General features: G+C 53.0%; 12 protein-coding genes. 6 read left to right on the forward strand and 6 right to left on the reverse strand.

The features are described from left to right. Nucleotide 1 precedes the first annotated feature (1 nt). From alkB to AB9F26_RS12390, 4 genes are all read right to left on the reverse strand, one after another. Complete coding sequence (gene alkB / locus AB9F26_RS12375) at nucleotides 2-646, reverse strand: DNA oxidative demethylase AlkB (protein ID WP_369768184.1); 645 nt, start codon at nucleotides 644-646, stop codon at nucleotides 2-4. 55 nt (nucleotides 647-701) lie between these two features. Continuing rightward, nucleotides 702-1,388, reverse strand: coding sequence for a D-lyxose/D-mannose family sugar isomerase (locus AB9F26_RS12380; protein ID WP_335585889.1), 687 nt, complete (start codon nucleotides 1,386-1,388; stop codon nucleotides 702-704). Between the two features lie 61 nt (nucleotides 1,389-1,449). Continuing rightward, nucleotides 1,450-2,226 (reverse strand): gamma-glutamyl-gamma-aminobutyrate hydrolase family protein, encoded by a 777-nt coding sequence (locus AB9F26_RS12385; protein WP_038999812.1) that lies wholly within the window; start codon nucleotides 2,224-2,226, stop codon nucleotides 1,450-1,452. Between the two features lie 207 nt (nucleotides 2,227-2,433). Then, complete coding sequence (locus tag AB9F26_RS12390; protein ID WP_335585888.1) at nucleotides 2,434-4,563, reverse strand: malate synthase G; 2,130 nt, start codon at nucleotides 4,561-4,563, stop codon at nucleotides 2,434-2,436. Between the two features lie 229 nt (nucleotides 4,564-4,792). On the opposite strand from AB9F26_RS12390, the gene pepN reads away from it, so the two are divergent. Both pepN and AB9F26_RS12400 read left to right on the forward strand, forming a co-directional pair. Then, complete coding sequence (pepN, locus tag AB9F26_RS12395; protein WP_335585887.1) at nucleotides 4,793-7,351, forward strand: aminopeptidase N; 2,559 nt, start codon at nucleotides 4,793-4,795, stop codon at nucleotides 7,349-7,351. Then, nucleotides 7,348-8,100, forward strand: a complete 753-nt coding sequence (locus AB9F26_RS12400; protein WP_335585886.1) for an SDR family oxidoreductase — start codon at nucleotides 7,348-7,350, stop codon at nucleotides 8,098-8,100. The genes pepN and AB9F26_RS12400 overlap by 4 nt, the downstream gene beginning before the upstream one ends. A 1-nt stretch (nucleotide 8,101) precedes the next feature. On the opposite strand, the gene AB9F26_RS12405 is transcribed toward AB9F26_RS12400, so the two are convergent. Beyond that, nucleotides 8,102-8,701, reverse strand: a complete 600-nt coding sequence (locus tag AB9F26_RS12405) for a transglycosylase SLT domain-containing protein (RefSeq protein WP_369768185.1) — start codon at nucleotides 8,699-8,701, stop codon at nucleotides 8,102-8,104. Nucleotides 8,702-8,891: 190 nt separating this feature from the next. Between AB9F26_RS12405 and gatB the strand changes: the two genes are divergently transcribed. Then, entirely contained in the window at nucleotides 8,892-10,403 is a 1,512-nt protein-coding gene (gene gatB, locus AB9F26_RS12410; RefSeq protein ID WP_335585884.1) for an Asp-tRNA(Asn)/Glu-tRNA(Gln) amidotransferase subunit GatB, read from the forward strand. A gap of 121 nt (nucleotides 10,404-10,524) precedes the next feature. Beyond that, on the forward strand, nucleotides 10,525-10,941 hold the full coding sequence (locus AB9F26_RS12415; RefSeq protein WP_369754626.1) for a DUF4177 domain-containing protein: 417 nt from the start codon (nucleotides 10,525-10,527) through the stop codon (nucleotides 10,939-10,941). Between the two features lie 3 nt (nucleotides 10,942-10,944). Here the strand turns inward: AB9F26_RS12415 and AB9F26_RS12420 are convergent, their stop codons facing one another. Then, nucleotides 10,945-11,208: a BolA family protein gene (locus AB9F26_RS12420; RefSeq protein ID WP_335585882.1), complete on the reverse strand. Its 264-nt coding sequence runs from the start codon at nucleotides 11,206-11,208 to the stop codon at nucleotides 10,945-10,947. 121 nt (nucleotides 11,209-11,329) lie between these two features. Here AB9F26_RS12420 and AB9F26_RS12425 point away from each other — a divergent pair, with 121 nt between their 5' ends. Then, nucleotides 11,330-11,965 carry a DnaJ domain-containing protein gene (locus tag AB9F26_RS12425; protein WP_039001333.1) on the forward strand — a complete coding sequence of 212 codons (636 nt, stop codon included), beginning with the start codon at nucleotides 11,330-11,332 and terminating at the stop codon, nucleotides 11,963-11,965. Nucleotides 11,966-12,201: 236 nt separating this feature from the next. Next, the gene (gene cobS, locus AB9F26_RS12430; RefSeq protein ID WP_335585881.1) at nucleotides 12,202-13,173 is read left to right on the forward strand and encodes a cobaltochelatase subunit CobS; all 972 of its coding nucleotides are present in this window, start codon (nucleotides 12,202-12,204) and stop codon (nucleotides 13,171-13,173) included. Nucleotides 13,174-13,200 lie beyond the last annotated feature (27 nt).

The following is a 13,200-nucleotide window of genomic DNA, read 5'->3' on the forward strand; positions in this document are numbered from 1 at the left end:
ATCAGACAGCCTTGCGAAATGTCAGGTTTAGACGGCGCGGGCCTAGATCGGGATGCACACCAGATTGAATGGCATTGACAGCGTGAAAACACAGGCGCGAGGGACCACCCCAAACCACGACATCCCCATGTTCCAAAAGGACTTTCCGCGTTGGATCTGTGCGCTCCAACCCGCCAAAAAGAAAGGTCGCAGGAAGGCCCAAAGACACTGAGACAATCGGCTGCTCCAGCCCCCCTTCGTCGCGATCCTGATGCATCGAAAGCTTGGCGCCAACGCGGTACTGATTGATCAAACAGGCGTCCGTTTCAAATTGCGCATATCCAGCCGCTGCGGCAGCGGATTGCGCCAATTCCAAAAAACAATCCGGCAGATTTGGCCACTGATTTCCCGTCATCGGATCCTGCTTTGAATACCGATAGCCCGAAGCGTCGCTCACCCACCCAGCAGACCCACAATTTGTCATTCCGACCGACATTTTATGGCCACCGGGGGTGATTAAATGGCGAAAGGGCGCAGCGGTGACCACCTCTTTGAGCGCGCGATAGAGGCTCGGCATCGCGTCGCCCACAAACCGTGGCAAAACGACCGCCCCTTGGGCGAGTTGAATCGGCGATTGTGGAATGTCATCAAAGAAACTGGATTGCATTCCACAAATCTATGCGCAGATTTGTGGAATTACACCCCGTTTGTTGCGAAAAGCTTTACGCGAGCCATTTTTCGTAGTCCGACACCAAAAGATGCGTTGGGGCCACGTCTTCTTCGATCTGTGCAAACCGCCCAATCGGCGCGCGGAAAATATTGTCTGTGAGGTCGTCATTAACGGTTGAAACCTCGCCGATCAAAACCGCGCCGCCCTCGCCCCAAAACGCATGCCAATCACCAGGCATTAAGGTCACGCTCTCGCCGGGGGCAAATTTCAGAATTTCACCCGGTGTGAATTGGCGCTCAATCCCGTCGCAATAAACGGTTCCACCTGCGGTCTCGTCAAAGTTGCCATCCGCATCCGACCCAAACAATTCAATCGCCAAAGTGGCACCACCGCGGTTGATAATATCCTCGGCCTTTAGAACATGGGTGTGCATGGGACTGATTTGGTTTTCTTCGGAAATCAACAGCTTCTCAGCATAACACATACCGCCGCCGCGCTGCAGATCACTCAAACGGCCATTGCGCAATGTGAACAGAAACAAGCCAAGCGCATCAAAATCACCCTCGCCATAGTCGGTGATGTCCCACCCCGCGCGCGCAGAAATAACTGCTTTTGCACGGTCTTTATTACTGACGAATTCCTCGGGCGACCAATAGGCGAATGGCGGCAAAGTAAACCCGTGCGAACGGATCATTTCATCCGCCTCAGACATAATTTCATTGATGCGCGAACGTTTCATATTGGCCTCCAAACCAGACTTTATTCGGGTCTTACAGACCGACACGCCTCAGGCAAGACATTTATGCAGTTTTGGAGAACATCACGTTTTTGTTCTGCGCCCATTTATGCACCGCAGTACCAAAAGCTTCAAACAATGGGCGGGACACAAGATCGGCGTCCGCGTTCCATTCGGGGTGCCACTGAACCGACATCGTAAATCCGGGAGCATCCTTAATGTAAATCGCTTCGGGGGTCCCATCGGGCGCATATCCATCAATAACGACCCGTTTTCCAGCGGTCTTGATCCCCTGCCCGTGCAGCGTATTCGTCAATACTTTATGTGTGCCAAAAACGGCGGCGAAGGGTCCGTCGGGTGTGAGGGTCACGTCGTGGCGTAACTCGAACTTTTCTTCCAAGGTTCCGTCGGGCGGCATGCGGTGATTGTCACGCCCCTCAAGGTCACGGATTTCGGGAAACAAGCTTCCGCCCATAGCAACGTTGACCTCCTGAAACCCACGGCAAATGCCGAAAATGGGCTGGCCACGTTCAACACAGGCCCGCACGAGGGGTAAAGTAACGGCATCCCGCGCCCGATCAAAATCGCCATGCGCTAGGGTTTCAATTTCGCCGTATTCCTCAGGATGCACATTCGCCCGAGCGCCCGTAAATAGAAACCCGTCACAACTTTCTAGCAAATCTTCAACCGAAACATAGCGAGGGTCAGCAGGGACAATCAAAGGCGTACATCCGGACACGTTTGAAATTGCACAGCAATTCATTGTTCCTGCCGACTGCGCCGGATATTGATCATTAATTAGAAAGTGATTGCCAATGATGCCTACAATAGGGCGCGCCATAACGTCTCCGAAACATGAGTAACAGATATACTATAGCGCGTTTATTTGCTGAAAGGTGAGCCAAATCAACATAAAAATGTGCCCCAACGCACAAGCGCCTGTGCAGATTTGTACGTAAATACAGGCTTTTCCAACCAAACCAGTGCCGTCACTTAAAATGCTGGCAGTTAGGGGCTTGAACGCCTTTTCTTTACGCGTTTTTGGACTTTACGAACTCTTTTCTTTCAGCTCCAAACGGCGAGCATGAAGAACGGGTTCCGTATAACCAGAAGGCTGAACGCGCCCTTTGAACACCAAATCACACGCCGCCTGAAAAGCGATACCAGCAAAGCTAGGAGCCATGGGAATGTAGGTTGGGTCAGAGGCATTTTGTCCATCAACGACTGCCGCCATTTTCTGCATGGCACGCATGACTTGTGCTTCGGACACAACGCCATGATGTAACCAATTCGCCAAAGCTTGGCTTGAAATACGGCAGGTCGCACGGTCTTCCATCAGGCCAACGTCATTGATATCAGGAACCTTGGAACATCCGATCCCCGCATCAATCCAGCGCACTACATATCCGAGAATTCCCTGCGCGTTGTTCTCAATTTCGGCCGCAATTTCTTCATCACTCCAGTTGACCCCATTTGCGACAGGAATGGTCAACAAGTCGGCCAAAGAGCCGCGAGGTCCGCCCGCCGCGATCGCGCGTTGACGCTCAAACACGTCGATGGTGTGGTAATGCGTTGCATGCAGCGTGGCTGCAGTGGGGCTTGGAACCCACGCGCAATTGGCCCCCGCCATCGGATGGCTAGATTTCGCGACCAACATATCCGCCATCAAATCGGGCATCGCCCACATGCCCTTGCCGATTTGTGCCTTGCCAGACAACCCACAAGCCAAGCCAATATCGACGTTACGATCCTCATAGGAAAGAATCCAAGGCATTGATTTCATGTCGCCTTTTTTCTGGAACGGTCCTGCTTCCATAGAAGTATGGATCTCGTCGCCCGTGCGATCGAGGAAGCCTGTATTGATAAAGGCCACCCGTTTTTTGGCGGCACGAATACACTCTTTCAAGTTCGCAGACGTGCGCCGTTCCTCGTCCATAATCCCCAGTTTGACGGTGTTCGCAGGCAAGCCGAGGGCGTCCTCAACCCGTGTGAAAATCTCATCCGCAAAAGCCACTTCTTGGGGGCCGTGCATCTTGGGTTTCACAACGTAAACACTGCCCTCAATGGAATTTCCGCTCTCGCGCTTAAGGTCATGCATTGCGATAAGCGTGGTCACCATGGCATCCATTAAGCCTTCGCCGATTTCCAGTCCATCTCGGTCCAAAATAGCGGGGTTGGACATCAAATGCCCCACATTGCGCACGAGCATGAGCGAGCGCCCCTTCAAGCTTTGCGTCGATCCATCCGCTGCAGTGAAAACCACGTCCTGCGCGAGCACACGATCAAAGGTCTTACCGCCTTTTGAGACCGTTTCCGAAAGGTTGCCTTGCATCAATCCAAGCCAATTGGAATAAGCCAAAACTTTATCCTCGGCATCGACAGCGGCCACGGAATCCTCGCAATCCATGATCGTTGAAACGGCACTTTCAAGGATAACATCCGCAAGGCCAGCGGGATCAGTGGCACCAATTTGATGTGCCTTATCAATGATCAAACGAATATGAAGACCGTTTTTCGCCAGCAAAACTTCGGAGTCTGCATAGCCCACGTATTGCGCAGGGTCAGCCAATTCAAAATCACCCAGATCAAGCCCCTTTGGCCCTGCAGCAATAGAACTAACTTCCGCCCACGTTCCACTTTTCAATGGAATGGCTTTGTCCAAATGCGCCTTTGCGGCCGCAACAACGCGGGCGCCACGCGCAGCATCATACGCGCGTCCGGTAGGCAAATCACCAAGGGCATCCGTGCCATAATACGCATCATAAAGGCTGCCCCAACGGGCATTCGCCGCATTGAGCGCAAACCGAGCATTGGTAATCGGAACAACCAATTGAGGGCCCGGTATCGTCGCAATCTCTGGATCAACATTGGCGGTTTCAATAACAAAATCGGCGCCTTCGGGAACCAAATACCCGATATCCTTAAGAAACTGAGTATACTCAGCCGCGTCATGGAGTTTGCCACGACGTTTTACGTGCCATGCGTCAATTTCGGACTGGAGCCGCTCACGTGTCTCTAGCAGCGCCCGATTTTTTGGACCCAAATCATGCACAATTCCAGACAGGCCCGCCCAAAAAGCATCAGCAGAAACGCCTGTCCCTTCAAGGGCGCGCTCCTCGATAAATTGCACCATTTCTGGGGCAACCTGCAGGCCATTTCGTTCCAGATATTGCGTCATGGTCGTCTCTCCGATTGTCATTTGGCCGCAAATTACGGGCAACACGGGAGAAACGCAAGCTGCTGGTAAGGTCTTATTACCAATTGAACTCGAACGCCTCACAAAAGAATACTCTGGGCCTATCACGCGATATTTTTTATCAAAATTCGTATGTCTTCTCCACGAAGAAATGCCCTTGCAGCCCTCAAGCGAAACTGTTCAACTTTGGGCAACCAAAAGGATTGACGACATGACAAGCACCACCGAACAAACGATTTACCTGTCCGATTACAAAGAGTTTTCGCATTTTATTGACGGGGTAGAACTGACGTTTCAGCTGTCTCCGACAAAAACACGTGTTAAAAGCAAAATTCACTTTCGTCCCAATCCAAAAGCACCAGAGCAAGCATTTTTCCTCCACGGCGAGCACTTAAAGCTCATTTCGGCGCATATTGACGGCGTCAAAATTTCCCCTACCCTGACCGAGACTGGCCTCACGGCCGAGGTTCCAACTGGCCCTTTCATATTCGAAGCAGAAGTCGAAATTTCGCCCGAAACCAACACGGCCCTTGAAGGGCTTTATATGTCGAACGGCATGTATTGTACGCAGTGCGAGGCCGAAGGGTTTCGCAAAATCACCTATTATCCCGACCGCCCTGATGTGATGGCGACCTTTAAAGTGCGGGTCGAAAGCGCGCTACCTGTTTTACTCTCGAACGGCAATTCGGGTACGTCAGACGAAGGCTTTGCCGAGTGGCACGACCCTTGGCCGAAACCCGCGTATTTATTCGCGTTGGTGGCGGGCGACCTCATCGCGCACACCGATAGTTTCACAACAAAATCGGGCAAAGATGTCGCGCTGAATATCTACGTCCGTCCGGGCGATGAAGATAAATGCGCTTTTGGTATGGGCGCGCTAAAACGCTCCATGAGGTGGGACGAGGACGTTTATGGCCGTGAATACGACTTGGACATATTCAACATTGTTGCCGTGGACGACTTCAATATGGGCGCAATGGAGAACAAGGGCTTGAACATTTTCAACTCTTCCTGCGTTCTCGCCTCGCCCGAGACATCAACCGACGCAAACTTCGAGCGCATCGAAGGTATCATCGCCCATGAGTATTTTCACAACTGGACGGGCAACCGAATTACCTGTCGCGACTGGTTCCAATTGTGCCTCAAAGAAGGCCTCACGGTTTTCCGCGATCAACAGTTCACTGGCGACATGCGCAGCCACGCCGTGAAGCGGATTGACGACGTTATTACCCTGCGTGCTCGTCAATTCCGCGAAGACAACGGCCCCCTCGCCCACCCCGTGCGCCCAGAAAGTTTTGTTGAGATTAACAATTTTTATACGGCAACCGTGTATGACAAAGGCGCCGAAGTTATCGGCATGTTGAAGCGCCTTGTCGGAGATGAGAATTATAAACGGGCGCTGGACCTTTATTTCGAGCGCCATGACGGTGACGCGGCAACCATTGAAGATTGGCTCAAGATTTTTGAGGATACAACAGGCCGCGACCTAACACAGTTCTCGAAATGGTATTCCCAAGCGGGGACACCGCGCCTTTCGGTGACGGATGAATTTTCGGATGGCACCTATATCTTGCACTTCAAGCAAGCGACGCCGCCAACGCCGGGGCAACCCGTCAAAGATCCACGCGTCATTCCCATTGCAGTCGGGCTTTTGAACCCCAATGGTGATGAGGTGCGCGAGACCTGCATTCTTGAGATGACAGAGGCGGAGCAGAGCTTTCGCTTCACTGGTCTCAGTACAAAGCCCATCCCCTCAATTTTACGCACTTTTTCAGCGCCTGTGATCCTTGAGCGCCAAAGCAGCACAAAAGAACGCGCGTTTCTTTTGGCCCATGACACCGATCCGTTCAACAAATGGGAAGCGGGTCGCGCGTTGGCCAAAGAAACCCTTGTGGCGATGCTGACTGCGGATGCGCCCGTGAATTCTGACTTTCTTGATGCACTCGCGGCGGTCTTGCGGGACGAAAACCTTGATCCTGCATTTCAAGCTTTGGCGCTCGCGTTGCCAAGCCAAGATGACATCGCGCAAACCTTGTTCGATGTCGGAGTTACACCTGATCCGATGGCAATCTATACCGCCCTTGAAACGCTGTCTCAGTCGATTGCACAACATCTTCAAGACCTCTTGCCACGCATTTACGCGGCCAATCATGTCGATGGGCCGTTTAGCTCAGAGGCCGCCCCCGCTGGAAAGCGCGCGTTACAAGGCGCAGTTCTTGGCCTAATCTCGCGCCTTGACGGTGGCGACCAAGCCCGTGCGCAATATACGGCCGCAGATAATATGACTCAGCAATTACAGGCGCTCGCGTGCCTTTTGCGCATTGATCGCGGCCAAACAGAACTTGCAGCATTTGAGACCCAATGGGCGCAGGATCGCCTTGTTATGGACAAATGGTTCGGCCTTCAAAGCGGCCTCGCAGCACCTCAGAAAGCAGCGGCGATCACAAAGACTCTCACCAAACACGCGGCCTTCGATTGGAAAAATCCAAACAGATTTCGCGCGGCCCTCGGCGGTCTTACAGCCAATACCGCTGGCTTCCACGCTGCCGACGGAGCTGGGTATAAGCTGGTGGCCGACTGGTTGATCAAACTAGACGCGGCGAACCCCCAAACAACGGCTCGTATGAGCACCGCTTTCGACAGCTGGCGTCGGTATGATGCGGGGCGCCAAGGGCAGATGATAGAGCAACTCAAACGCATCCAAGCCACGCCAAATCTATCGCGCGACACCCATGAAATGGTGACCCGTATCTTGGGAAGCGATGCATGACCGAACGCAAATCAGTTTTGATCACGGGGGCAAGTGCGGGCATTGGTGCGGCCACCGCCGTACTTGCTGCGGCGCAGGGCTATAATGTCGGCATCGGATACCGCAGCGACGAAAAAGGCGCACGGGAGGTGGCCAAACGGGCGCACGCCTTGGGTGCGAAAACCGTTCTTCTTCAAGGCGATATGGCGGTTGAGGCAGATATTCTTCGGATTTTCACTCAATGCGACACAGCCCTCGGCCCCCTCTATGGGCTTGTAAACAACGCGGGAATTGTCGACACGACACAGCGTGTGGAGGACATGTCGCGCGCCCGTTTAGAGCAAATGTTCATGGTCAACACTGTTGGCGTGATACAATGCGCCCAACAAGCCGTGAAGCGCATGGCAAAAAGATACGGTGGGGTTGGCGGCTGCATTGTGAATATCTCGTCCGTCGCTGCGCGCACCGGAAGTGCGGGGCAATATGTGGACTATGCGGCATCAAAAGCTGCGGTCGATATTTTCACCACGGGATTGGCACAAGAGAACGCACGCGATGACATTCGCGTCAATGCCGTTCGTCCGGGAATAACGCGCACGCAAATCCACGCGAAAGGCGGCGAACCTGGCCGCGAAGATGCACTGGCTCATTTGATCCCAATGGGACGCGCAGGCGAGGCCACCGAAATCGCCGAAGCGATCCTGTTTTTGCTCTCGGAGAAGGCGTCCTATATGACGGGCGCCATTCTAGATGTAGGAGGCGGACGCTAATTTAAGTCGTGCAATAGCTCTGGGCGTTGGTCCATGCGCGCATGTCCTCGCGTTTTTTGCGATTGTGAAATGGGCCCCAATCGGCGGCAACTCCGCGGAAATTATCTGCAACAACTCCATCGCGTGATACTGTCGTAGACCAAATTTTCATCGCACAGGAGAGGTTACTTTTGCCAACTTTGAGGTCGGCAACACTGGTCGCATTACAGCCATAGTTTCGCGCCGTTGCGGGGGCGATTTGCACCAAACCGATCCATCGGCCACCGCCACCCACAGCTTTTGGATTCCACGTGCTTTCGTGCTTTGCCAAAGCTGAGGCCAAACCTGACCAAAACAACGCACGTTGCTCTTGATCGTTTTCAATGTAAGCAGGACACCATTTTTCAATATCTCGGGGTGTTAGCTCTGTGAGAACCGATCCGTTGTCCGAAATCGCCTTCAGCGTGGCCTTGGTCCAAATATCAGATTCGGGGCGATGATCCCACCGCATCACATCATCAGAAGACGGATCAATGTCCGCATTTGCGTTGTTTCCATTGCCACAGGCGCTAACTGCTAGGACCGCCACGACGGCAACCGCAAACTTACTAAATACAACCATTAGGTTTTCTTTCTGAGGAATCTTGCGCCATCTAGGTCATTTTTATCCCGCTTGGCAAACTCGGTATAAATTTTGGGCCAATTCGCGCGGTTTTTTGCCACCGTGTTCCTTTCCCGCCCCCTTGCCTCGGCTCATGGTCTGATTTACAGATGCGTGCACAACTTGATCCAAAGACCCAAGGGAATAGACCATGCTGGACCTGACCTACGAAGCGCCAAAAGTAAAAACCATCGCTGGCGCAAAGCACGACTGGGAACTTGTGATCGGGATGGAAATCCACGCACAGGTCGCAAGCAACGCGAAACTCTTTTCGGGCGCCAGCACCAAATTCGGCAATGCACCCAACAGCAATGTCGCCATGGTTGACGCGGCCATGCCCGGAATGTTGCCTGTGATTAACGAATTTTGTGTCGAGCAAGCGGTGCGTACGGGTCTTGGCTTGAAGGCAGCGATCAACCTCTATTCCGCCTTTGACCGCAAGAACTATTTCTACCCCGATTTGCCGCAAGGATATCAAATCAGCCAGCTGTACCACCCCATCGTGGGCGAAGGCGAAGTGCTGGTGGAAATGTCAGAAGGAATTGCACGCGAAGTGCGGGTTGAGCGCATTCACCTTGAACAAGACGCCGGCAAATCCATCCACGATATGGATCCGACGATGAGTTTTGTCGACCTGAACCGCACGGGCGTGGCCTTGATGGAAATCGTCAGCCGCCCCGATATTCGTGGCCCTGAAGAGGCCGCCGCCTATGTGACCAAGATGCGCCAGATTCTGCGCTATCTCGGCACATGTGACGGCAATATGCAAAACGGCAGCATGCGCGCAGACGTGAACGTTTCGGTATGTTTGCCCGGCCAGTACGAAAAATACCGCGCCACGGAAGATTTCGGCCATCTGGGAACGCGCTGCGAAATCAAGAACATGAACTCGATGCGGTTCATCCAAATGGCGATTGATTATGAAGCCAAACGCCAAATCGCGATTCTCGAAGCGGGCGGCTCTATCGATCAAGAAACCCGTCTGTATGACGCGGACAAAAACGAAACCCGCTCCATGCGTTCCAAAGAAGAAGCGCATGATTATCGGTATTTCCCCTGCCCTGATTTGCTCCCGCTTGAGATTGAGCAAGACTGGGTTGATGACATTGCGAAAACGCTTCCCGAGCTTCCAGATGCGAAAAAAGCGCGGTTCATCAAGGACTTTGGGCTATCCGATTATGACGCGACTGTTCTGACGGCTGAAGCCGAGAACGCGACATATTTCGAACAGGTCGCCGAAGGGCGCGATGGGAAACTGGCCGCGAACTGGGTCATCAACGAACTCTTTGGTCGCCTCAAAAAAGACGACAAAGACATCGGTGCCTGCCCTGTTACACCCGCCCAATTGAGCGGCGTTATCGCCTTAATTGCCAACGGCGATATCTCGGGCAAGATCGCCAAAGACCTCTTCGAGATCGTCTATACCGAAGGCGGCGACCCCGCCGAGATCGTCGAAGCGCGCGGCATGAAGCAAGTCACCGATACTGGTGCCATTGAGGCCGCTGTGGCCAAAGTCATTGCCGACAACCCAGACCAAGTCGCAAAAGCGCGCGCCAATCCGAAATTGGCCGGTTGGTTCGTGGGCCAAGTGATGAAAGCGACGGGTGGCAAAGCCAACCCGCAAGCGGTCAACGAAATCGTTGCACGCCTGTTGGCGGAATAGCGCGCAGACCAGTGAAGATTGAGGACGGAACGCGCAACTTTAAGAGCGTTCCGTTTGGTTTAACTTGAGTTTCCCTGAGTTTTCTTTAGGGAACATCCGTGGATAAATTTCAGGGGGCAGTATGCCAACGTACCAATACAAAGTCGTACCCGCGCCAATTAAGGGCCTCAAAGCCAAGGGCGCACGCACGACGGATGAGCGGTTTGCAAACGCTTTCGCCTCTTTGATGAATGAGTTGGGCCGCGAAGGTTGGGAATATTTGCGGGCCGAAACGCTCCCTTGTGAGGAGCGCTCGACCTTCGGGTCCAAAACCACGACCTATCAGAATTTGCTCGTGTTTCGCCGCCTGCTCCAAGACGACACGATAAGTGCACGGTTGCTGGATGTAGAAAAAACAGCGCGGGTGCGCGCACCGATCATTGCAAACGAAAAACTGTCAGCGCCTCCCCCCTTGAAGCTGTTTGGGGCAAAGGGAGATATCTCTCCCAAGGCACCCGAACTTGAGCCAATCGTCGTCGCGAAAGCCAACGACGATTAAGGCTTATGCCACGGGGGTTATATCCAGTGACAAAGCGTGAATGCGTGCGACCAAATCTTTGCCAAGGGCGGTATGCACCGCGCGATGACGCGCCACGCGCGACATTGGCGTGAAAGCCGCAGACTGAATAACCACCCTGAAATGGCTCTCGCCAGAGCCATCATCGCCCGAGTGACCGGCATGTAGATGGCTCTCGTTTATCACTTCAAGCTCCACTGGCGCAAATTCCGCTGCTAGTTTTGCGGTTATTTCGTTCTCAATAGACATTTTTGGTATGTTTCCTCTTCACCTTACTGCTCAATTCTCTATGCTGGTTTGCTCCGACTCAGAGACGAAGAAGTTTTGAGCCTAACGTCAAATTTACGACATGCACATACAGGACGCCACCATGAAAAAAGACGATCCCTTCGGGTTTGACATGAGCGTGTCTACGGACAAAAAGAAACGCACAAAAGGACGGCGCGGCATGTCTGGCGCGTTTGAAACCTCGACTCGCAAATGTGAGCATGCTGGTTGTGAGGAAGGCGGTAAATATCGCGCGCCCCGCTCCCCTGATCACTTGGACGAATACCTATGGTTTTGCAAAGACCACGTGCGCGAGTTCAATTTGAAATGGAATTTCTTCAACGGGGCGACCGAAGAAGAAATCGACGAACAGCTAGAAAGTGACCGCGTCTGGAATCGCGATACCAAGCCATTGGGCAAGAAAACCCCAGAACAGCGCGCGTGGGAACGCCTTGGCGTGGATGATCCGCATCAAGTTTTGGGCGAGAATGCGACCCGTAATCCCGGAAAATCGATCACCGGTACACGGCGCCTCCCCCCCACGGAGCGCAAAGCGGTGGAAATTCTGGAAGCCAAGGATCACTGGACCAAAGCGGAAATCCGCAAGACGTATAAAAAGCTGATCAAAATCCTGCACCCCGATATGAATGGCGGGGATCGTTCCGACGAGGAACGGCTGCAAGAAGTTGTTTGGGCTTGGGACCAGATCAAGGAAAGCCGCGCGTTTAAAGACGGATAGACCTTTGCGCGGTAAAGGCTCTGCAAACCTAAGATTATTACAGAACACAACGGCACTGCAGTAATGCACGTGCCGTTTTTGCGTTTGCCCACTGGAACAGCCCTCAGGAGAGAGGAAATTACCCCGCCCCCCTTGCGTATCGGGCCGCGATAAGGCACCAACAACATCAAAGAGCGTTGCGATGTTTTCTCATGGCTGCACGAACGAAAACCGACAGATAGAAGGCACTTGGCACGATGAATGACATTGTCAAACCAACCGAAGAAATTTCAGTACGCGACGTTTTTGGCATCGACAGCGATATGGTCGTAAAGGGGTTCGCCGAGCGCTCAGATCGCGTTCCCGATATCGACAACACCTATAAATTCGACCCCGATACGACCCTCGCGATCCTTGCTGGCTTTGTTTACAATCGCCGCGTCATGATCCAAGGCTACCATGGAACGGGAAAATCGACCCACATCGAACAAGTCGCCGCACGCCTGAACTGGCCCACCGTTCGCGTCAATCTCGACAGCCATATTTCGCGGATTGACCTGATTGGTAAAGACGCAATCAAGCTCAAAGACGGCAAGCAAATCACAGAATTCCAAGAAGGCATTTTGCCTTGGGCCTTGCGCACCAACACGGCCATCGTTTTCGACGAATACGATGCGGGCCGTGCTGACGTTATGTTCGTGATCCAACGCGTTTTGGAAACAGACGGCAAACTTACCCTACTTGACCAAAACAAAGTGATCACCCCGCACCCATATTTCCGGATTTTCGCCACCGCGAACACCGTCGGCCTTGGCGATACAACGGGCCTTTATCACGGCACACAACAAATAAACCAAGGTCAAATGGACCGTTGGAGCCTTGTCGCGACGCTCAACTATTTGAGCCACGATGCGGAAACCGCCATCGTGATCGGCAAAAACCCATCTTATAATAACAAAACTGGGCGCCAAACTATTGGCCAAATGGTGACTGTTGCCGACCTTACCCGTACAGCCTTTATGAACGGTGAACTTTCAACGGTTATGTCGCCTCGTACGGTCCTCGCATGGGCGCAAAATGCACAGATTTTCCGCAACGTCGGATATGCCTTCCGTCTGTCCTTCCTCAACAAATGCGACGAACTTGAGCGCCAAACGGTTGCTGAATTCTATCAACGTTGCTTTGATGAAGAACTGCCAGAAAGTGCTGCAAGCATGAGCTTGGGATAAAAATGAGGTCGTTGTTAGGACAAAACC

This window comes from Falsihalocynthiibacter sp. BN13B15 (assembly GCF_041205415.1).
Taxonomy (GTDB): Bacteria; Pseudomonadota; Alphaproteobacteria; order Rhodobacterales; family Rhodobacteraceae; genus Falsihalocynthiibacter; species Falsihalocynthiibacter arcticus.